Source organism: Mycobacterium decipiens (assembly GCF_963853665.1).
Classification (GTDB): domain Bacteria; phylum Actinomycetota; class Actinomycetes; order Mycobacteriales; family Mycobacteriaceae; genus Mycobacterium; species Mycobacterium decipiens.
The window spans coordinates 719,287-739,406 of record NZ_OY970459.1; the positions used below are offsets into that span (position 1 = coordinate 719,287).

A 20,120-nucleotide genomic window follows, 5' to 3' on the forward strand; every position below is an offset into this window, starting at 1 on the left:
GGTTGAGCCAATGAACCAGTCAAGTGTTTTTCAACCGCCGGATCGTCAACGGGTGGACGAGCGGATCGCCACGTCGATCGCCGACGCCATCCTCGACGGCGTCTTCCCGCCCGGCTCGACTCTGCCGCCCGAGCGAGACCTGGCCGAGCGGTTCGGCGTCAACCGCACCTCGCTGCGCCAGGGTCTGGCGCGACTGCAACAGATGGGCCTGATCGAGGTCCGGCACGGCAGTGGCAGCGTGGTCCGCGACCCCGAGGGTCTCACCCATCCAGCGGTGGTCGAGGCGTTGGTGCGCAAGCTGGGCCCCGACTTCCTGGTCGAGTTGCTGGAAATCCGCGCGGCGTTGGGCCCATTGATCGGCCGTCTGGCCGCCGACCGCAGCACGCCCGAGGATGCCGAGGCGTTGCGGGCCGCGCTAGAAGTGGTGCACCGGGCGGACACGGCCGCGGCGCGGCAGACGGCCGATCTCGCCTACTTCCGGGTGCTCATCCACAGCACCCGCAACCGCGCATTGGGGTTGCTATACCGCTGGGTTGAGCACGCCTTCGGCGGCCGTGAGCACGCGCTCACCGGAGCCTACGACGACGCCGATCCGGTGCTGACCGACCTGCGGGCAATCACCGAGGCGGTGCTGGCGCGCGACCCGATGGCCGCTGCAGCGACGGTCGAGGCGTATCTGAACACCAGCGCGCTGCGCATGGTCAAGTCCTACACCAACAGCGACGCACCTACCTAGCGCGCGCTGGGTAGGGCAGGCCGGCTACTGGGCCGCCCGTGTCGCGGGATGTACGGCGATGAGCCCGAATCGGCTGCGGCGCTGACACATTGCCGCGAGCTGCCCATAGGCCTTCGCGCCGAGTAGTTCGGTGAGTTCGTCGGCGAGGCTCTGCCACACTTGTTTGGTCCCGACATGGGCGGCCGGATCGCCGGTGCAGTACCAGTGCAGGTCGGCACCGCCCGAGCCCCAGCCGCGGCGATCGTACTCGGTGAGGGTGGTCTTGAGGATCTCCGTGCCATCGGGGCGGGTCACCCATTCCTGGCTGCGCCGGATCGGTAACTGCCAGCAGACATCGGGCTTCATCGTCAACGGCGGAACGCCCAGCTTGAGGGCTTTGCTGTGCAGCGCGCAGCCGGCGCCGCCGGCGAACCCGGGCCGGTTCAGGAAGATACATGCGTTCTTGTGTTTGCGGGTGCGGAGTTGGGGTTGATCGTCGTGCTCGTCGAGTTCCAGGTAGCCCTTGCGGCCCAGGCCCTTCGACCGGAACTGCCAGTCGTCGTCGGTCAGCTTCTTCACCGCGTCGTCCAACCGCGCCCGGTCGTCGTCGTCGGACAGGAACGCGCCGTGCGAGCAACACCCGTCGTTCGGCCGGCCCGCCACCGTGCCCCGGCAGGCCGGTGTGCCGAACACGCACGTCCAGCGCGACAGCAACCAGGTCAGGTCGGCCGCGATCAGGTGCTCGGGATTGTCGGGGTCATAGAACTCCACCCACTCGCGGGCGAAATCCAATTCGACCTCTTGCCCCGGCCTTGGGCGCGAATTTGCCACGGTTTCAACGTTAGACCACAAAGCCGGCCGCGTGATCCCGCCGTTACCCGGCTCGGGCCGGCACCCGGTGCCGAGCGACTGCAGCGGGTCGCCACACGCCCGCATCCTCGTCCGGACTAGGTTGATTTCGTGCGATTGGGCGTGCTGGACGTGGGTAGCAACACGGTCCATCTGCTGGTGGTGGATGCCCACCGGGGCGGGCATCCGACGCCGATGAGTTCGACGAAGGCCACGCTGCGCCTTTCCGAGGCGACCGACAGCTCGGGCAGGATCACCAGGCGCGGTGCTGACAAACTGATTTCCACAATCGACGAGTTCGCCAAGATCGCGGTGAGTTCCGGGTGCGCCGAGTTGATGGCATTTGCTACGTCCGCGGTCCGAGACGCCGAGAATTCCGACGACGTGCTCGCCCGGGTGCGCAAGGAGACCGGCGTCGAGCTGCAGGTGCTGCGCGGGGTCGACGAGTCGCGGCTGACTTTTCTGGCGGTTCGGCGCTGGTTCGGGTGGAGCGCGGGGCGCATCATCAACCTGGACATCGGCGGCGGCTCGCTGGAATTGTCCAGCGGCGTGGATGAGGAGCCCGAGATCGCATTGTCGCTGCCGCTGGGCGCCGGACGGTTGACCCGGGAGTGGCTGCCCGACGATCCGCCCGGTCGGCGCCGGGTGGCGATGCTACGGGACTGGCTGGACGCCGAGCTGGCCGAGGCCAGTGTGACCGTCCTGGAAGCCGGCAGCCCCGACCTGGCAGTAGCAACGTCGAAGACGTTTCGCTCGTTGGCGCGACTCACCGGTGCGGCGCCGTCGGCGGCCGGTCCGCGGGTGAAGAGGACCCTGACGGCCAACGGGCTGCGGCAACTCATCGCATTTATCTCTAGGATGACGGCGGTTGACCGTGCAGAACTGGAAGGAGTAAGCGCCGAGCGGGCGCCGCAGATCGTGGCGGGCGCCCTGGTAGCAGAGGCAAGCATGCGAGTGCTGTCGATAGATGCGGTTCAGATCTGCCCATGGGCGCTGCGGGAAGGTCTTATCTTGCGCAAACTCGACGCCGAAGCCGACGGAACCGCCTTGATCGAATCCTCGTCTGTGCAGACCTCGGTGCGCGATGCTGGAGGTCAGGCAGTTGATCGGAACACGGCTAACCGATCGAGAGGCAGCAAACCATGACTGGACCCCACTCCGAGGCTGAGAGCCCCGATGACCGGCAGATCTCGGTGGCCGAGTTGCTCGCTAGGAATGGAACCATCGGCGCTCCGGCGGGCACCCGCCGGCGCCGACGGCGACGCGGCGACAGTGATGCGGTCACGGTTGCAGAACTGACAGGTGAGATTCCGATCGTCCGTGACGACCATCACGAAGCCGCCCCGGAGTCGCACCCAAAGCAGTCCCCTCCCGGCAACGGGCGAGCCCAGGTTGGAGAACCGGCCCCCAGAGCGTTCGCGGAACCAGTCGCACCTGTCATTGAGCCTCTCGCCGAAGAGCCGATCAGAAGGGCGTACTGGTCCGAACCGGAGCCGCGCTGGCCCAAGTCCCCTCCGCAGCCCCTACGCGGGTCCGGGCCGGAGCTTAGCGAGTACCCGCGGCCCCTGCGCCACACCCACAGCGACGGAGAACCTGCAGAGCCGTCCGGTGCCGAGCACATGAGTCCCGATCCGGTAGAGCCTTACGCCGGTCTCCGTGTGGATGTCATGGACACCGAGGTGCGCGAAGCCGAACCAGCCACGGCGGATTCCGCCTACCTGCGCTCCTACCTGCAGGCTGCGGAAGGGGCCCTAGAACCGATCCCAGAACAGACTTCGGAAAGGATATTGTTCGGCGGGCAGTCCATAGCCGATGAGGTGGCTCGACGTCGCGGCGAGGAGCAGGCTGCGGCGGCGGCCGGAACCGAACTCGACCAGCTTGATGTCGAGAGCGACGTTGCGGGCACGCAGGTTTCCCGCAGCGCGCTGGGCACGGTCGCGACGCTGTGGCGCGGCACGTTAATCGTGCTGCAGTCGATGCTGGCCGTTGCGTTCGGAGCCGGACTGTTCATCGCCTTCGACCAGCTGTGGCGATGGAACAGCATCGTGGCGCTGGTGCTGTCGGTAATGGTGATCCTTGGCCTGGTGGTTTCGGTGCGGGTCGTCCGCAAGACGGAAGACATTGCCAGCACGCTGATCGCGGTTGCGGTGGGGGCGCTGATTACCCTGGGACCGCTGGCCTTGTTGCAATCGGGCTAGGGGCTACCCACGGACAGTGCGCCCAGCAATCAAAGTCGGCTTGTCGACGGCCTCGGTGTACCCGCTACGGGCCGAGGCCGCGTTCGAGTACGCCGACCGGCTCGGCTACGACGGCGTCGAGCTGATGGTCTGGGGCGAATCGGTCAGCCAGGACATCGATGCGGTGCGGAAGCTGTCCCGGCGCTACCGCGTGCCGGTGTTGTCCGTGCACGCCCCCTGCCTGCTGATCTCGCAGCGGGTATGGGGCGCCAATCCGATCGTCAAGTTGGACCGCAGTGTGCGGGCCGCCGAACAATTGGGCGCGCAAACGGTCGTCGTGCATCCGCCGTTCCGGTGGCAGCGGCGCTACGCGGAGGGATTCAGCGACCAGGTGGCCGCCCTGGAAGCAGGCAGCAACGTGATGGTGGCCGTGGAGAACATGTTTCCCTTCCGGGCGGACCGGTTTTTCGGGGCCGGCCAGTCGCGGGAACGGATGCGTAAGCGGGGCGGTGGCCCGGGTCCGGCCATCTCGGCGTTCGCGCCGTCCTACGACCCACTGGACGGCAACCACGCGCATTACACGCTGGACCTCTCGCACACCGCGACCGCGGGCACCGACTCGCTGGATATGGCGCTGCGGATGGGTTCTGGGTTGGTGCACCTGCACCTGTGTGACGGCAGTGGGCTTCCCGCCGATGAGCACCTGGTGCCCGGCCGCGGCACCCAGCCGACCGCCGAGGTGTGCCAGATGCTGGCCAATAGCGGCTTCGCTGGCCACGTCGTGCTCGAGGTGTCCACCTCAAGCGCGCGTTCGGCCACTGAGCGCGAAGCCATGCTGGCCGAATCGTTGCAGTTTGCCCGTACCCACCTGCTGCGTTGATTCCAGGGAGAACCATGAACGCGTTGTTTACGACCGCGATGGCGCTGCGCGAGGTCGACGCCGATCCGGGCGGTGCCGAGTGCCGAGTTTTTGACGGGGAGCTGAACGAGCACTGGACCATCGGGCCCAAGGTGCATGGCGGCGCGATGGTGGCGCTGTGCGCCAACGCCGCCCGCACCGCGTACGGCGCCGCCGGACAGCAACCGGTCGCAGTCTCGGCGAACTTTCTGTGGGCGCCGGATCCGGGGGTGATGCGGTTGGAGACGTCGATCCGCAAGCGCGGTCGCCGGATCAGCGTGGCCGACGTCGAGCTCACCCAGGGCGACCGCACCGCGGTGCACGCGGTCGTCACGCTGGGCGAGCCGGAGCATCATGTCCCGGGCGCAACCACGCCGCTGCTGTCGGCGAACCCGGTGGTGGAACTGATGAGACCGGAACCGCCCGAGGGTGTTGTGCCGATCGGTCCCGGCCACCAGCTGGCCGGGATGGTGCGGCTGGGCGAAGGCTGCGATGTCCGGCCGCTGTTGTCGACGCTGCGGCCCGCAACCGATGGGACGCCGCCGGAGATTCAGCTGTGGGCGCGGCCACGCGGCGTTGCTCCGGACGCGCTGTTCGCGCTCCTGTGCGGAGACTTGTCCGCCCCGGTGACCTTCGCCGTGGACCGCACCGGCTGGGCGCCCACCGTTGCGTTCACCGCCTATCTTCGGGCCCTGCCCGTCGACGGTTGGCTGCGAGTGCTCAGCACCTGCGTGGAGATCGGGCACGACTGGTTTGACGAGGACCACATCGTCGTCGACCGGTTGGGCCGCATTGTGGTGCAGACGCGCCAACTGGCGATGGTGCCCGCCCGGTAACACGGATCGGCCGCGCTGTCTGCGATGCTTTCGGGCATGGCAAGAATCGCGATCATCGGCGGCGGCAGCATCGGTGAGGCATTGTTGTCGGGTCTGCTGCGGGCAGGCCGGCAGGTCAAGGACTTGGTGGTGGCCGAACGGATGCGTGATCGCGCCAAGTACCTGTCCGACACCTATTCGGTGTTGGTGACGTCGGCGGCCGATGCGGTGGAGAACGCGACCTTCGTCGTCGTAGCGGTGAAGCCCGCCGACGTCGAGTCGGTGATGGGGGACCTGGCGAGCGCGGCCGCCGCGGCCGAGAACGACAGCGCTGAGCAGGTGTTCGTCACCGTCGCAGCTGGCATCACGATCGCGTATTTCGAATCCAAGCTGCCGGCCGGGACGCCGGTAGTGCGTGCGATGCCGAACGCGGCGGCTTTGGTGGGAGCGGGGGTTACGGCGCTGGCCAAAGGACGTTTTGTCACCCCGCAACAGCTCGAGGAGGTCTCGGCCTTGTTCGACGCCGTGGGCGGCGTGCTGACCGTTCCCGAATCGCAGTTGGACGCGGTCACCGCGGTGTCCGGCTCGGGGCCGGCCTATTTCTTCCTGCTGGTTGAGGCCCTGGTGGACGCCGGTGTCGGGGTGGGTTTGAGCCGTCAGGTAGCCACCGATCTCGCGGCGCAGACAATGGCCGGTTCAGCGGCGATGCTGCTGGAGCGGATGGATGAAGATCGCGGACCGGCCGACCGGGAGCTGATGGGGCTGCGCGTGGACCTTACCGCATCGAGGCTGCGAGCTGCGGTTACCTCGCCCGGTGGGACAACCGCCGCTGCGCTGCGGGAACTCGAACGCGGCGGGTTTCGGATTGCTGTCGATGCGGCGGTCCAGGCCGCCAAAAGCCGCTCTGAGCAGCTCAGAATTACATCGGAATAATTCAGGAATTTTGCACCGATTATCCCTCACCAGTACCAGTAACCCCACGAGTCCCGCTATTCTCCTCTTTGTAAGCGCGTGTGGGTGCCAGCGGAGGGGAAGCCGCTGGGATTGCGCGTGCCTGACATGATTGGGTTGCGATGACGTCTACGAACGGGCCATCGGCACGGGACACCGGTTCTGTCGAGGGCCAGCAGGCCAGGACACAATTTCTCACCGTGGCCGAAGTGGCGGCGCTGATGCGAGTCTCCAAGATGACGGTTTACCGGTTGGTACACAACGGCGAGCTGCCGGCGGTTCGGGTCGGGCGGTCCTTCCGGGTGCACGCCAAGGCCGTCCACGACATGCTGGAGACCTCGTACTTCGACGCGGGCTAGCTGAAGGGTTCGCTGCACGAGGCCTGCGTCGGCCGGACCAAGCCTCTCGCGCCGCTAGCCCGCCATTCCGGCGCGGACCTGTGGGCACCTGACCACGTGGCGCCTGGTCCGGCAGGGTCAGGTGCCGCCGGTTTGGTGTTGTGTGCGATCGCCCGGGTAAAGTGTCCGGGTCATTTCTAACCAGCCGGTCCACGGGTCAGATAGCCGTAAAGATAGCGGGGTCATGGGTTCAGTAATCAAGAAGCGGCGCAAGCGTATGTCCAAGAAGAAGCACCGCAAGCTGCTGCGTCGAACCCGGGTGCAGCGCCGGAAACTGGGCAAATAGACCGCGAGTAGGCCCCGCCGGCGCGCAGTGTCACTCGCCCGTAACGCCGCTGTTTCTCCTGGCCGCTAGGCTATCGGGGTGAGCTCGTCGAACGGCCGGGGTGGTGCCGGAGGGGTCGGTGGTGGCAGCAGTGACCACGCGCACTACCCCAAAGTCGTGCTGGTTACCGGTGCTTGCCGCTTTCTGGGCGGCTACCTGACCGCACGCCTCGCCCAGAACCCGCTGATCAATCGGGTCATCGCGGTGGACGCGATCGCGCCCAGCAAGGACATGCTGCGCCGGATGGGTCGGGCCGAGTTTGTTCGCGCTGATATCCGAAATCCGTTCATCGCCAAGGTGATTCGCAACGGCGAGGTCGACACGGTGGTGCATGCTGCGGCGGCGTCGCTTGCGCCCCGGTCCGGCGGCAGCGCGGCCCTGAAGGAACTCAACGTGATGGGTGCGATGCAACTGTTCGCTGCCTGCCAAAAGGCGCCCTCGGTCCGCCGCGTCGTGTTGAAGTCGACCTCCGAGGTGTACGGGTCGAGTCCACACGATCCGGTGGTATTCACCGAGGACTGCAGTAGCCGTCGCCCCTTCCGCGAGGGCTTCGCGAAGGACTGCCTCGATATTGAGGCCTACGTGCGTGGGCTGGCCCGGCGCCGGCCCGATATCGCGGTGACCATTCTGCGGTTGGCCAACCTGATCGGTCCGGCGATGGATAGCACGCTGTCGCGTTATTTTGCTGGGCCGTTGGTGCCGACGATGTTCGGTCGCGATGCGCGACTGCAGCTGTTGCACGAGCAGGATGCGCTGGGCGCGCTGGAGCGCGCGGCGATCGCCGGCAAGGCCGGCACGTTCAACATCGGAGCCGACGGCATCCTCATGCTGTCGCAGGCGATCCGGCGAGCCGGTCGAATTCCGATACCGGTGCCATGGTTTGGGGTATGGGCTCTCGATTCGCTGAGGCGGGCGAATCACTACACCGAGATCAGTCGGGAGCAATTCGCCTATCTGTGCTACGGCCGGGTTATGGACACCACCAGAATGAGCGTCGAACTGGGCTACCAGCCCAAGTGGACGACCGCCGGGGCATTCGACGACTACCTTCGCGGCCGCGGCTTGACTCCCATTATTGACCCACATCGGGTACGCTCCTGGGAGGGTCGCGCGGTAGCTTTGGCGCAGCGGTGGGGTAGCCGAAATCCAATTCCATGGGGTGGGGTCAGGTAGATATCGTGGCGGGTGAAACCAGAGCGAATGTCATTCCACTGCATGCAAATCGGGGTCGAGTGGCAGCGCGACGGCGTGCCGGTCAACGTGCAGAGACATCCCGTCAGCATCCTTCGTTGCTGTCCGATCCGAATGACCGGGCGTCGGCCGAGCAGATCGCGGCCGTGGTCCGGGAAATCGATGAGCACCGGCGCGCCGCGGGTGCGACGCCGACGGCCGAGGTCCCGCTAACCGATCTTGCGCAACGCGTCGCCGCGGTTGCCGGATTTCTTCGGCAACGACTGACCGGTGACTACAACGTCGACGACTACGGGTTCGACCCGCACTTCAATAACGCGATCGTCCGGCCTTTGCTGAGGTTCTTCTTCAAGTCATGGTTCCGGGTCGAAGTCAGCGGTGTCGAAAACATTCCGAGCGATGGTGCGGCGCTGGTGGTGGCCAATCACGCAGGCGTGTTGCCGTTTGACGGGTTGATGCTGTCGGTGGCCGTGCACGACGAGCACCCGGCGAATCGGGATCTGCGGCTGCTTGCTGCCGACATGGTGTTCGACCTGCCCGTGATCGGTGAGGCTGCCCGTAAGGCTGGGCACACCATGGCGTGTACGGCGGACGCACACCGATTGCTCGCCTCCGGCGAACTCACCGCGGTGTTCCCGGAGGGGTACAAGGGCCTGGGTAAGCGCTTCGAGGACCGCTACCGGCTCCAGCGGTTTGGCCGCGGCGGCTTCGTATCGGCGGCGCTGCGCACCAAGGCGCCGATCGTGCCGTGTTCGATCATCGGCTCCGAAGAGATCTACCCGATGCTGACCGATGTCAAGCTGCTGGCTCGGTTGTTTGGCCTGCCGTACTTCCCGATCACGCCGTTGTTCCCGTTGGCCGGTCCCGCCGGGTTGGTGCCGCTGCCGTCGAAGTGGCGCATCGCCTTTGGTGAGCCTATCCACACCGCCGACTACGCGGCCGCCGACGCGGACGACCCGATGGTTACGTTCGAGTTGACCGACCAGGTGCGGGAGACGATCCAGCAGACCCTGTACCGACTGCTCGCCGGTCGTCGCAACATCTTTTTCGGCTAGCGGGAATCCGCTACTTGACCATGGTGAACTGGCAAACGTCGGTGTAGCCGTCGCGGAACAGGTCCGAACAGCCGGTCAGGTAGTGCATGTAGATGTCGTAGACTTCTTGCCCCTGCAGCTCAATGGCCTTGTCTTTGTTCGCTTCCAGGGCCGCGGCCCAGGCGTTCAAGGTGGGCACGTAGTGCGACCCGATCTGATGGTGGCGGGCAATCTTGAAACCAGCCTGGGTCGAGTATTCGTCGACCAACGAGATCAGGGGCAACTTTCCGCCGGGGAAAATCTCGGTCAAGATGAACTTGATGAAGCGCAGCAGGCTCATCGTGATCGGCAGATTGCGCGCCTTGGCCTCCTCGGCGCTGGGCACCACGATCGTGTGGAGCAGCATGACGCCGTCGTCCGGCAGCACGTCGTAGCACATCTTGAAGAAGCGGGCGTAGCGTTCGTATCCCGCGTCGCCCGCGCCGTCGGCGAAGTGCTCGAAGGCGCCGAGCGATACGATCCGGTCCACCGGTTCGTCGAACTGCTCCCAGCCCTGCAGTCGTACCTCTTTCTTCCGGGGGCTGTCCATCTCGGCGAACTTTTGCTTGTCGTGCGCCAGCTGATTCTCGCTCAGCGTCAGGCCGATCACGTTGACGTCGTACTTCTCGATCGCGTGCCTCATGGTCGAGCCCCAGCCGCAGCCGATGTCGAGCAGTGTCATGCCGGGCTCGAGCCCCAACTTGCCCAGCGCGAGGTCACGCTTGGCGCGCTGGGCCTGTTCCAGCGTCATGTCGCCACGCTCGAAGTACGCACAGCTATAGGTCATCGATGGATCGAGAAACAGCTTGAAGAACTCATTCGAACGGTCGTAATGCGATTGAACGGCTTCCACAGGCGGAGAGAGCTGTTCGGGAAGTTTCACACCCCGTTGCGTCATTAGGCAGACCCTACTTCCGGGGTCAGATCGATGCAATGGCCGCCACGGTCGCGTCGGCGTCCGCCTCGTGGTGGGCCGCTTCACCCAACATGGTGACGATGCTGGTGACTACCGGCTTTCCTTCGGCGTCGGTAACTTCGCTCCGGATCTCGGCGAGCACGGTGCCGTGAGACTGGATGACGGAGTCGAGATAGGTGTCGAAGTACAGCTTGTCGCCCGCCAGGATCGGCCGGTGGAAACGGAACTTCTGGTCGCGGTGGAAGACTCGCGCGATGTTGATCGGGATGTTGAACTTGGTGAAGATTTCCAGCTGCACGCGCCGCCCGGCGATCGCCAGGAAGGTCAGCGGGGCCACCAGCGCGGGGTACCCGGCGGCGGCGGCGTCAGCCTCGCTGTCGTGCATCGGGTGGTCGTCTTTGATCGAGACCGCGAACTCACGGATCTTCTCGCGTCCGACCACGAAGTAGTCCGGCGCCCGGTAATGCTTACCGATCAGTGTCTGGGCTTCTTCGGGAACTGTCATGGGGCTGCCGCTCTCCGCTCGAATAGTTGCTCAGCGGCGCAGCTTATCAGCGTGATTGGCGTCTGGATGCCAGAGCCGCCAGTGCGCCACCGGCGGCGCCCAGCGCCAGCGCCGACGGAACCCCGATCCGGGCGGCCTTACGAGCGATTCGGAAGTCACGGATCTCCCATCCCCGTTCGCGGGCCAGGCTGCGCAGCCGGGCGTCGGGGTTGATGGCGACCGCGGTACCCACCAGCGACAGCATGGGGACGTCGTTGTAGCTATCGGAGTAGGCGGTGCAGCGCTTGAGGTTGAGTCCCTCCCGGATCGCCAGCGAACGCACCGCATGAGCTTTGCCGGTGCCGTGCAGGATCTCGCCGACCAGTCGCCCGGTGAATACCCCGTCGACCGACTCGGCGACGGTGCCCAGCGCCCCGGTCAGGCCGAGCCGGTGTGCGATGGTGGCCGCGAGCTCGTAGGGCGTGGCGGTGATCAGCCACACCTGCTGGCCGGCGTCGAGGTGCATCTGGGTGAGCTCACGGGTGCCGGCCCAGATCTTGTCGGCGATGATTTCGTCGTAGATCTCCTCGCCCAGGGCCACCAGCTCTGCGACCGAGCGGCCCTCGATGAACGCGAGCGCTTTGCGTCGGCCGGCGGCCACGTCGTCGCTGTTCTCCTTGCCGAGTACCTGGAACTTGGCCTGGGCGTAGAGGAATCCGAGGACGTCGCGGTAGGTGAAGTAGTGGCGAGCGGCCAGCCCGCGGCCGAAGTGCACCGCCGACGAGCCCTGTACCAAGGTGTTGTCCACGTCGAAAAAGGCGGCTGCGGTCAGGTCGATCGGCGGTTGCGGACCACTGTCGGCGGCGACGTGGGCCCCCATGTCCGCAAGCGCTCGGGTGGCGCTGGCATTGGGTGGCAGCGGGTCGGCCAGCGATGTCAGGTCGACGTGACCGGCCTGGTCTGCCCCACCCGGGTCGGAGGAAACCATCACAAACTCCTAATCGCGGCCGGTGCGGCCGGTATCAACACTATCCGGGCAAATGCGCCGGGGAGGTTTACCCGGTTGGCGCGGCTTGAACACGCGAACCTCCGGGGTTTGGTGCGATGGTTGCGCTCCAAGTGGGCAGCGGTGTGTGCGGTCTCGGGGTGCCGACAGACCGGGCGCGAGCTGAGCCAACCGGGAGTTCGACGCAAAGCGTCGAAATCTTCAAGGCCGCAGCGGCTTTCGGTGCAAACGCTTGACCGGGACCGGTTCGAGGCCAACCGGCCAGCGGCCCATGGGCACAGGTAGCGAGGTATACGTGAAATCCGAAACGCTTCAGCCCGTCGGTGGTAGCGCTACGCTAGCTAACGCGACAATTTCGGGAGGTGGTATAGGTCCGCGCGATAGAGGCTCTCAGCGCAACCTTGTAAACGGGTCGAGCCGTGCCGGAGCACTCGATCGAGCGGGAATCTTGTGCTCGGTGGCGTAACACGAGGGTGAGGATGATTCCGGTTAGCGGCGTGGTGAGGCGCGTGTGGTTGCTGCTGGCCGTTGTGGTCGTGGCCGTCGTCGGGGGGCTCGGAATCTATCGGCTGCACCGCATCTTCGGTGTTCATCAGCAACCCACGGTGATGGTCAAGCCCGATCTCGATGTCCCGCAGTTCAACCCCAAGCGGGTGACCTATGAAGTCTTTGGCCCCGCCAAGACCGCAAAAATCTCCTACCTGGATCCTGATGCCCGGGTGCAGCGACTGGAGAGCGTGCCCCTGCCGTGGTCCGTCACGGTCACGACGACGCTGCCCGCGGTCAGCGTCAACCTAATGGCGCAAAGTAGCAGCGACGTGCTCAGCTGCCGGATCATCGTGAACGGCGTGGTCAAGGACGAGAGGTCCATTACCGGACCGAGAGCATTAACCTTCTGCCAGGTGAGTTCCGCATGAGCGAAAAGCAGGCCCCATCAACTGCGCAGCGGCCTTTTCTGCCGCGGATGATCCACCGGTTTGCGGTGCTGATCGTGCTGTTCTGGCTGGGGCTCACCGCCGTCGTCAATCTCGCCGTGCCGCAACTGGAAGTGGTCGCAAAAGCGCATTCGGTATCGATGAGCCCCAGCGACGCCCCGTCGATTCAGGCGATAAAGCGCGTTGGTCAGGTATTCGGCGAGTTTGATTCCGATACCGCGGTGACGATTGTGTTGGAAGGCGACAAGCCCCTCGGTGAAGACGCGCACCGATTCTATAGCCAGCTGATGCAAAAGCTTTCGGCTGATACCCGACATGTCGAGCACATCCAGGACTTCTGGGGCGATCCGCTGACCGCGGCGGGATCGCAGAGTGCGGATGACAAAGCCGCCTATGTCGTGGTGTATCTGGTCGGCAACAACGAAACCGCGGCCAACAACTCGGTCGACGCGGTGCGCCATATCGTGGACACCACGCCGCCACCACGCGGGGTCAAGGCCTACGTCACCGGTCCGTCGGCGCTCAACGCCGATCAGTCCGAGGCCGGTGATAAAAGCATCGCGAGGGTCACCGCGATTACCAGCTTGGTGATCGCGGCGATGTTGCTGTTCATCTACCGGTCGGTAGTGACCGCGGTTCTTGTTCTGGTCATGGTCGGAATCGACCTGGGCGCAATCCGGGGAATCGTCGCCTTCCTGTCCTATCACAACATTTTCAGTCTTTCGACATTCGCGACCAACCTGCTGGTGTTGTTGGCCATCGCGGCCAGCACGGACTACGCAATCTTCATGCTCGGTCGCTACCACGAAGCGCGCTACGCCGGCCAGGATCGCGAAACCGCCTTCTACACGATGTTTCACGGGACCGCCCACGTGATCCTGGGTTCGGGCTTGACCATCGCCGGCGCCCTGTACTGCCTGAGCTTTGCTCGACTTCCGTATTTTGAAACGCTCGCCGCGCCGGCCGCGATAGGCATGCTCGTCGCCGTCTTCGCCGCGCTCACACTCGGCCCGGCGGTGCTGACCGTCGGCAGCTTCTTCAAGCTCCTGGACCCCAAGCGACCAATCAGGACACGGCGATGGCGCCGAGTGGGAACGGCGATCGTTCGTTGGCCCGGGCCGGTGCTCGCGGCGACCTGCGCGGTCGCCTCTGTTGGCTTGCTGGCCTTGCCTAGCTACAAGACAACATACGATCTGCGCAAATTCATGCCCGCCAGCATGCCGTCCAATGTGGGGGACGCGGCGGCGGGTCGACACTTTTCGCGGGCCCGGCTGAACCCCGAGGTGCTGTTGATCGAAAGCGATCACGATATGCGTAATCCGGTGGACATGCTGGTCTTAGACAAGGTCGCCAAGAATATCTACCACAGTCCCGGTATTGAACAGGTCAAATCGATAACCCGGCCCCTGGGAACATCCATCAAGCACACTTCGATTCCATTCATAATCAGCATGCAAGGCGTGAATAGTAACGAGCAGATGCAATTTATGAAAGACCGAATCGACGACATGTTGATCCAGGTCGACGCAATGAATATATCCATTGCTACGATGCATAACATGTATCGACTCATGGGTGAGGTTATTGATAATACTGTCGACATGGATCACCTAACGCACGACATGTCGAATATCACCGACACCTTACGGGACCACCTCGCTGACTTCGAGGATTTCTTCCGCCCGATTCGCAGCTATTTCTACTGGGAGAAGCATTGCTACGATGTTCCGCTATGCTGGTCGATAAGATCAATATTCGACATGTTTGACAGTGTGGACCAGCTGAGCGAAAAGCTCGAGCACCTGGTCAAGGATATGGATATTCTCGTTACGCTTTTGCCGCAGATGCGCGCGCAGATGCCACCGATGATATCCGCGATGACGACAATGCGAGACATGATGCTTGTCTGGCATGGCGTGCTGCTGTCGTTCTATAAACAACAGGACATGAATAGCAAGGATCCCGGCGCAATGGGCCGGGTCTTTGATGCCGCCCAGATTGATGACTCGTTCTATCTGCCGCAGTCGGCTTTTGAAAATCCGGATTTCAAGCGGGGCCTGAAGATGTTCTTGTCTCCGGACGGCAAGGCGGCCCGCTTTATCATTGCCCTTGAGGGGGACCCCGCAACGCCCGAGGGCATCTCTCGTGTTGACCCGATCAAGCGGGAGGCGAGGGAGGCCATAAAGGGAACTCCGTTGCAGGGCGCCGCCATCCTGCTGGGTGGCACCGCCGCCACGTTCAAGGACATTCAGGAAGGTGCCACATACGATCTGCTGATCGCCGGAGTGGCCGCGATCAGTTTGATTTTGATCATCATGATGATCATCACTCGAAGTGTGGTTGCCGCCATGGTCATCGTGGGAACCGTGCTGCTGTCCATGGGCGCCTCTTTCGGCCTTTCCGTGCTGGTCTGGCAGGACATCCTGGGCATCGAGTTGTACTGGATGGTGTTGGCGATGTCGGTAATCCTGCTCCTGGCCGTGGGATCGGATTACAACCTGTTGCTGATCTCCCGGCTCAAAGAGGAAATCGGGGCAGGTTTGAATACCGGCATCATCCGTGCGATGGCCGGCACCGGCGGCGTCGTGACCGCCGCCGGCATGGTGTTCGCCGTGACCATGTCCCTGTTTGTGTTCAGCGATCTGCGGATCATCGGTCAGATCGGCACCACCATCGGCCTGGGCTTGTTGTTCGACACGCTCATCGTGCGCGCGTTTATGACACCGTCCATCGCCGCGCTCCTCGGACGGTGGTTCTGGTGGCCACAACGAGTGCGCCCGCGCCCGGCAAGCCAGATGCTGCGGCCCTCCGGTCCCCGTCGCCTAGTTCGCGCCCTGTTGCTGCCGCCCGATCAGAAGTCGTCAGTGACGAGTCGGCCCTAGAACCGCAAGTCGCTCCCGGACATGACCGCACCTCTGCGCGCGACTTGACCAGTGCCACACTGGTGCCCATGTGTCGGCCCCGGGTGGAGCTGCTAACCCGCGATGGATGCGCGGTCTGCGTGCGGATACACGCGCAGTTGGCCGAACTGGCCACCGAGTTGGGCTTCGACCTGTCCACGACCGACGTCGACGCCGTCGCGTCGACGGGCAACCCGGAGCTGCGAGCCGAGTTCGGCGATCGTCTGCCGGTGATCCTGCTGGACGGCCGCGAGCACAGCTACTGGGAGGTCGACGAGGACCGGCTGCGCGCCGATCTAGCTGGCCGTTGACTGCCCGTTGACGTGGCCGATATTTGGTAGGCCACCTGATCAACGTCTACCGTAGACAGCAGTTCACTTACTGCGGACATTAAGGGAGCTGGCTAGGTGGTGCTGCCGTGAGCGTCCTGCTCTTCGGGGTGTCGCATCGCAGCGCGCCGGTTTCCGTCCTGGAACAACTCAGCATCGACGAATCCGATCAAATCAAGATCGTTGACCGCGTGCTGCAGTCGCCGCTGGTGACCGAGGCCATGGTGCTGTCGACGTGCAACCGAGTCGAGGTCTACGCCGTGGTGGACGCGTTCCACGGCGGGCTGTCGGTGATCGGGCAGGTGCTTTCCGAACACTCCGGTATGTCGATGGGTGACCTGACCAGGTACGCATATGTCCGCTACAGCGAGGCAGCGGTCGAGCACCTGTTCGCGGTTGCCAGCGGTCTGGACTCGGCGGTGATCGGCGAACAACAGGTGCTGGGGCAGGTGCGCCGCGCCTACGCCGTCGCTGAATCCAACTGCACCGCCGGTCGGGTGCTGCACGAGTTGGCGCAGCGGGCGCTGTCCGTCGGCAAGCGAGTGCACTCCGAAACCGCCATCGACGCGGCCGGTGCCTCCGTGGTTTCGGTCGCCCTGGGAATGGCCGAACGCAAATTGGGCTCGCTGGCGGGTAGGACCGCCGCGGTGATCGGTGCCGGGGCGATGGGCGCGCTGTCGGCGGTGCACCTGACCCGTGCCGGCATCGGACACGTCCACGTGCTGAACCGGTCGTTGTCCCGGGCGCAGCGGTTGGCCCGCAAGATCCGCGAGTCGGGCGTGCCGGCGGAGGCACTGACGCTGGACCACCTGGCTGACGCCCTGGCCGACGTCGACGTGGTGGTCAGCTGTACCGGGGCGGTGCGTCCGGTGGTCTCACTGGCCGATGTGCACCATGCGCTGGCCGCCGCCCGCCGTGACGAAGTCACCCATCCGCTGGTGATCTGCGACTTGGGCATGCCGCGTGACGTCGATCCGGCGGTAGCCGGACTGCCCGGTGTGTGGGTCGCCGATGTGGATAGCGTGCAACATGAACCGTCGGCGCATGCCGCGGCCGCCGACGTCGACGCGGCCCGCCACATCGTCGCCGCCGAAGTTGCCAGCTATCTGGTGGGGCAGCGGATGGCCGAGGTCACTCCGACCGTGACGGCGCTGCGCCAGCGAGCCGCTGATGTGGTCGAGGCGGAGTTGCTGCGCCTGGACAACCGGCTGCCCGGCCTGCAGGACGCCCAGCGCGAGGAGGTGGCTCGCACCGTGCGGCGAGTGGTGGACAAGCTGTTGCACGCGCCTACCGTGCGGATCAAGCAACTTGCCAGTGCGCCGGGCGGTGACAGCTACGCCGAGGCGCTGCGCGAGCTTTTCGAGCTTGACCAGACCGCCGTCGATGCCGTCGCCACTGCTGGTGAATTACCGGTGGTGTCAAACGGATTCGGCGCTGAAAGTCGCCGCGGCAGAGGTGTCTCGCGGGGTAGCCCAAAGCAATCCGCCGAGTAGCTGATTGGCGCACGTGATCCGGATAGGCACCCGGGGCAGCCTGCTGGCCACCACTCAGGCCGCAACCGTCAGAGACGCCCTCATCGCTAGTGGCCACGGCGCGGAGTTGGTGACCATCAGCACCGCGGGCGATCGATCCATGGCGCCGATCGCCAGCCTTGGGGTGGGCGTCTTTACCACCGCGTTGCGGGAGGCGATCGAGGACGGCCGTGTTGATGCTGCGGTGCATTCACACAAGGATTTGCCAACCGCCCACGACCCGAGGTTCACGGTGGCGGCGATACCGCCGCGCAATGACCCCCGCGACGCGCTGGTTGCCCGTGACGGGCTGACGCTGGGGGAGTTGCCGGTGGGCTCGTTGGTGGGCACATCCTCGCCGCGGCGGGCCGCACAGCTTAGGGCATTGGGTCTCGGTTTGGAAATTCGCCCCCTACGAGGCAACCTAGATACCAGGTTGAACAAGGTAAGTAGCGGTGATCTTGACGCCATCGTGGTGGCTCGGGCCGGCCTGGCCCGGCTAGGCCGCCTCGATGATGTGACCGAGACGTTGGAGCCGGTGCAGATGTTGCCCGCACCGGCGCAAGGCGCGCTCGCGGTTGAATGCCGCGCCGGCGACAGCCGGTTGGCGGCAGTGCTGGCGGAGTTGGATGACGCCGACACGCGAGCGGCGGTCACCGCCGAGCGAGCCCTGCTTGCCGAACTGGAGGCGGGTTGCTCCGCACCGGTGGGTGCGATCGCGGAAGTGGTCGAGTCCATCGATGAGGACGGCCGCGTCTTCGAGGAGCTGTCGCTGCGCGGCTGTGTAGCGGCGCTGGACGGATCAGACGTGATCCGCGCGTCCGGTATCGGCACTTCCGGTCGGGCCCGGGAGCTGGGGCTCTCGGTCGCCGCGGAGCTGTTCGAGCTGGGCGCCCGGGAACTGATGTGGGGAGCGCGGCAATAGCCCGCACGAAGAAGTGACTGGGAGTGACAATCATGACGCGAGGGCGTAAGCCGAGACCGGGCCGGATCACTTTCGTGGGTTCGGGTCCGGGCGATCCCGGTTTGCTTACCGCACGGGCCGCTACGGTGCTGGCAAACGCCGCGCTGGTATTCACCGATCCCGACGTAGGGGAGCCGGTGTTAGCGCTGATCGGCAAGGACCTGCCGCCCATGTCCGGCCCGGCGCCCGCCGATCCGGTTGCCGGGAACGCCGACACGGCGCAGGACGCCCCCGACAAGGAGCGCGGCCAGGCCGCACCCGCGGTAGTGTCCGGCGGTCCCGACATCCGCCCGGCGCTGGGCGATCCCGCCGATGTCGCCAAGATGCTGACCGCCGAGGCTCGTTCGGGTGTCGACGTGGTGCGGCTGGTCGCGGGCGATCCGTTCACGGTGGACGCGGTCATCGCCGAGGTGAACACCGTCGCCCGCACCCATCTGCACATCGAAATCGTGCCCGGCCTGGCCGCCAGCAGCGCGGTCCCGACCTATGCGGGGTTGCCGCTGGGCACGTCGTACACCGTTGCCGACGTGCGCATCGACCCCAAGGACACCGACTGGGAGGCACTTGCCGCCGCACCGGGACCGCTGATCCTGCAGGACACCGGATCGCATCTGGCCGAATCGGCCCGCGCCCTGATCGAACACCATCTGGCCGACTCCACTCCCTGCGTGGTGACCGCGCACGGGACCACCTGCCAGCAGCGTTCGGTCGAAACCACGCTGCAGGGACTGACCGACCCGGCCGTGCTGGGCGCCACCGACCCGGTGGGCCCGTTGACCGGGCCGCTGATAGTGACCATCGGCAAGACCGTGACCAGCCGGGCGAAGCTGAACTGGTGGGAGAGCCGCGCCCTGTACGGCTGGACCGTATTGGTCCCGCGCACCAAGGATCAGGCTGGCGAGATGAGCGAGCGGCTCACCTCATACGGTGCGCTGCCGGTCGAGGTGCCGACCATCGCCGTCGAGCCGCCGCGCAGCCCCGCGCAAATGGAGCGCGCCGTGAAGGGCCTGGTCGATGGCCGATTCCAGTGGGTCGTGTTTACCTCCACCAACGCGGTGCGTGCGGTGTGGGAGAAGTTCGGCGAATTCGGTCTCGATGCCCGCGCGTTCTCCGGGGTGAAGATCGCTTGTGTCGGCGAGTCGACCGCCGACCGGGTTCGCGCGTTCGGGATCAGCCCCGAGTTGGTGCCGTCGGGGGAACAGTCCTCGATCGGCTTGCTGGACGACTTCCCGCCCTACGACAGCGTCTTCGACCCGGTTAACCGGGTTTTGCTGCCGCGCGCGGACATCGCCACCGAAACGCTGGCAGAGGGACTGCGCGAGCGTGGCTGGGAGATCGAGGACGTCACCGCCTACCGGACCGTTCGGGCCGCCCCGCCACCGGCGACCACCCGCGAAATGATCAAGACGGGCGGGTTCGACGCGGTGTGCTTCACCTCCAGCTCGACGGTGCGGAACCTGGTTGGCATTGCCGGCAAGCCGCACGCGCGGACGATCATCGCTTGTATCGGTCCGAAGACAGCCGAGACGGCCGCCGAGTTCGGCTTGCGGGTCGATGTGCAGCCGGACACCGCCGCCATCGGCCCGCTGGTCGATGCGCTGGCCGAACATGCCGCCCGATTGCGTGCTGAGGGCGCGCTGCCCCCGCCGCGCAAGAAGAGCCGCAGGCGCTAGTGGCGATCGC

General features: G+C 65.3%; 19 protein-coding genes and 1 pseudogene. 16 read left to right on the plus strand and 4 right to left on the minus strand.

Going from position 1 to position 20,120, the window contains the following annotated elements; genetic code table 11:
• Positions 1-10: 10 nt before the first annotated feature.
• A complete protein-coding gene (locus AADZ55_RS03295; RefSeq protein ID WP_207569016.1) occupies positions 11-736 on the plus strand; it encodes a GntR family transcriptional regulator in 726 nt (241 codons plus the stop codon).
• Positions 737-760: 24 nt separating this feature from the next.
• Here AADZ55_RS03295 and AADZ55_RS03300 read toward each other — a convergent pair whose 3' ends face one another.
• Complete coding sequence (locus AADZ55_RS03300) at positions 761-1,546, minus strand: hypothetical protein (protein ID WP_085323767.1); 786 nt, start codon at positions 1,544-1,546, stop codon at positions 761-763.
• A gap of 129 nt (positions 1,547-1,675) precedes the next feature.
• Between AADZ55_RS03300 and AADZ55_RS03305 the strand changes: the two genes are divergently transcribed.
• The 9 genes from AADZ55_RS03305 to AADZ55_RS03345 all read left to right on the plus strand — a co-directional run bounded on the left by AADZ55_RS03305 (position 1,676) and on the right by AADZ55_RS03345 (position 9,374).
• Positions 1,676-2,710, plus strand: coding sequence for a Ppx/GppA family phosphatase (locus AADZ55_RS03305; protein WP_207569015.1), 1,035 nt, complete (start codon positions 1,676-1,678; stop codon positions 2,708-2,710).
• Complete coding sequence (locus tag AADZ55_RS03310; protein WP_085323621.1) at positions 2,707-3,762, plus strand: hypothetical protein; 1,056 nt, start codon at positions 2,707-2,709, stop codon at positions 3,760-3,762. Before AADZ55_RS03305 ends, AADZ55_RS03310 begins: the two co-directional genes overlap by 4 nt.
• A 16-nt stretch (positions 3,763-3,778) precedes the next feature.
• Positions 3,779-4,621: a sugar phosphate isomerase/epimerase family protein gene (locus tag AADZ55_RS03315; protein WP_085323620.1), complete on the plus strand. Its 843-nt coding sequence runs from the start codon at positions 3,779-3,781 to the stop codon at positions 4,619-4,621.
• Between the two features lie 14 nt (positions 4,622-4,635).
• The gene (locus tag AADZ55_RS03320) at positions 4,636-5,475 is read left to right on the plus strand and encodes a thioesterase family protein (RefSeq protein ID WP_085323619.1); all 840 of its coding nucleotides are present in this window, start codon (positions 4,636-4,638) and stop codon (positions 5,473-5,475) included.
• Between the two features lie 36 nt (positions 5,476-5,511).
• On the plus strand, positions 5,512-6,387 hold the full coding sequence (proC, locus tag AADZ55_RS03325) for a pyrroline-5-carboxylate reductase (RefSeq protein WP_207569014.1): 876 nt from the start codon (positions 5,512-5,514) through the stop codon (positions 6,385-6,387).
• Between the two features lie 140 nt (positions 6,388-6,527).
• Positions 6,528-6,764, plus strand: a complete 237-nt coding sequence (locus AADZ55_RS03330; protein ID WP_085323617.1) for a cell division/environmental response transcriptional regulator — start codon at positions 6,528-6,530, stop codon at positions 6,762-6,764.
• A gap of 223 nt (positions 6,765-6,987) precedes the next feature.
• Positions 6,988-7,089, plus strand: coding sequence for a 30S ribosomal protein bS22 (locus AADZ55_RS03335; protein ID WP_003402602.1), 102 nt, complete (start codon positions 6,988-6,990; stop codon positions 7,087-7,089).
• A gap of 78 nt (positions 7,090-7,167) precedes the next feature.
• Positions 7,168-8,301 (plus strand): SDR family oxidoreductase, encoded by a 1,134-nt coding sequence (locus AADZ55_RS03340; RefSeq protein ID WP_085323616.1) that lies wholly within the window; start codon positions 7,168-7,170, stop codon positions 8,299-8,301.
• Positions 8,283-9,374, plus strand: coding sequence for a lysophospholipid acyltransferase family protein (locus tag AADZ55_RS03345; RefSeq protein ID WP_085323615.1), 1,092 nt, complete (start codon positions 8,283-8,285; stop codon positions 9,372-9,374). The genes AADZ55_RS03340 and AADZ55_RS03345 overlap by 19 nt, the downstream gene beginning before the upstream one ends.
• Positions 9,375-9,384: 10 nt before the next feature.
• On the opposite strand, the gene AADZ55_RS03350 is transcribed toward AADZ55_RS03345, so the two are convergent.
• From AADZ55_RS03350 to AADZ55_RS03360, 3 genes are read right to left on the minus strand one after another with little or no spacing between them, the layout of a single operon-like run.
• On the minus strand, positions 9,385-10,290 hold the full coding sequence (locus AADZ55_RS03350; protein ID WP_085323614.1) for a cyclopropane mycolic acid synthase family methyltransferase: 906 nt from the start codon (positions 10,288-10,290) through the stop codon (positions 9,385-9,387).
• Between the two features lie 22 nt (positions 10,291-10,312).
• Positions 10,313-10,813: an FAS1-like dehydratase domain-containing protein gene (locus AADZ55_RS03355; RefSeq protein ID WP_085323613.1), complete on the minus strand. Its 501-nt coding sequence runs from the start codon at positions 10,811-10,813 to the stop codon at positions 10,313-10,315.
• Between the two features lie 46 nt (positions 10,814-10,859).
• Positions 10,860-11,780 (minus strand): HAD family hydrolase, encoded by a 921-nt coding sequence (locus AADZ55_RS03360; protein WP_085323612.1) that lies wholly within the window; start codon positions 11,778-11,780, stop codon positions 10,860-10,862.
• Between the two features lie 491 nt (positions 11,781-12,271).
• On the opposite strand from AADZ55_RS03360, the gene AADZ55_RS03365 reads away from it, so the two are divergent.
• The 6 genes and pseudogenes from AADZ55_RS03365 (at position 12,272) to AADZ55_RS03390 (ending at position 20,110) form a co-directional block, all read left to right on the plus strand.
• On the plus strand, positions 12,272-12,715 hold the full coding sequence (locus AADZ55_RS03365) for an MmpS family transport accessory protein (RefSeq protein WP_085323611.1): 444 nt from the start codon (positions 12,272-12,274) through the stop codon (positions 12,713-12,715).
• Positions 12,712-15,615, plus strand: a complete 2,904-nt coding sequence (locus AADZ55_RS03370; protein ID WP_085323610.1) for an RND family transporter — start codon at positions 12,712-12,714, stop codon at positions 15,613-15,615. Before AADZ55_RS03365 ends, AADZ55_RS03370 begins: the two co-directional genes overlap by 4 nt.
• A 68-nt stretch (positions 15,616-15,683) precedes the next feature.
• Positions 15,684-15,999 (plus strand): annotated as a pseudogene (locus AADZ55_RS03375) (glutaredoxin family protein).
• 52 nt (positions 16,000-16,051) lie between these two features.
• On the plus strand, positions 16,052-17,455 hold the full coding sequence (locus AADZ55_RS03380) for a glutamyl-tRNA reductase (RefSeq protein ID WP_085323609.1): 1,404 nt from the start codon (positions 16,052-16,054) through the stop codon (positions 17,453-17,455).
• A 13-nt stretch (positions 17,456-17,468) separates the two neighbouring features.
• A complete protein-coding gene (gene hemC, locus AADZ55_RS03385) occupies positions 17,469-18,398 on the plus strand; it encodes a hydroxymethylbilane synthase (RefSeq protein WP_085323608.1) in 930 nt (309 codons plus the stop codon).
• Between the two features lie 32 nt (positions 18,399-18,430).
• Complete coding sequence (locus tag AADZ55_RS03390) at positions 18,431-20,110, plus strand: uroporphyrinogen-III synthase (RefSeq protein WP_085323607.1); 1,680 nt, start codon at positions 18,431-18,433, stop codon at positions 20,108-20,110.
• Positions 20,111-20,120 lie beyond the last annotated feature (10 nt).

What these genes read in the sequence shown, in the direction of transcription:
- AADZ55_RS03335 (WP_003402602.1), top strand. Translation starts at nt 6,988, where the DNA reads ATGGGTTCAGTAATCAAGAAGCGGCGCAAGCGTATGTCCAAGAAGAAG.
- AADZ55_RS03360 (WP_085323612.1), bottom strand. Translation starts at nt 11,780, where the DNA reads ATGGTTTCCTCCGACCCGGGTGGGGCAGACCAGGCCGGTCACGTCGAC.
- AADZ55_RS03355 (WP_085323613.1), bottom strand. Translation starts at nt 10,813, where the DNA reads ATGACAGTTCCCGAAGAAGCCCAGACACTGATCGGTAAGCATTACCGG.
- AADZ55_RS03350 (WP_085323614.1), bottom strand. Translation starts at nt 10,290, where the DNA reads ATGACGCAACGGGGTGTGAAACTTCCCGAACAGCTCTCTCCGCCTGTG.
- AADZ55_RS03345 (WP_085323615.1), top strand. Translation starts at nt 8,283, where the DNA reads ATGGGGTGGGGTCAGGTAGATATCGTGGCGGGTGAAACCAGAGCGAAT.
- AADZ55_RS03310 (WP_085323621.1), top strand. Translation starts at nt 2,707, where the DNA reads ATGACTGGACCCCACTCCGAGGCTGAGAGCCCCGATGACCGGCAGATC.
- AADZ55_RS03295 (WP_207569016.1), top strand. Translation starts at nt 11, where the DNA reads ATGAACCAGTCAAGTGTTTTTCAACCGCCGGATCGTCAACGGGTGGAC.
- proC (WP_207569014.1), top strand. Translation starts at nt 5,512, where the DNA reads ATGGCAAGAATCGCGATCATCGGCGGCGGCAGCATCGGTGAGGCATTG.
- AADZ55_RS03330 (WP_085323617.1), top strand. Translation starts at nt 6,528, where the DNA reads ATGACGTCTACGAACGGGCCATCGGCACGGGACACCGGTTCTGTCGAG.
- AADZ55_RS03320 (WP_085323619.1), top strand. Translation starts at nt 4,636, where the DNA reads ATGAACGCGTTGTTTACGACCGCGATGGCGCTGCGCGAGGTCGACGCC.
- AADZ55_RS03390 (WP_085323607.1), top strand. Translation starts at nt 18,431, where the DNA reads ATGACGCGAGGGCGTAAGCCGAGACCGGGCCGGATCACTTTCGTGGGT.
- AADZ55_RS03370 (WP_085323610.1), top strand. Translation starts at nt 12,712, where the DNA reads ATGAGCGAAAAGCAGGCCCCATCAACTGCGCAGCGGCCTTTTCTGCCG.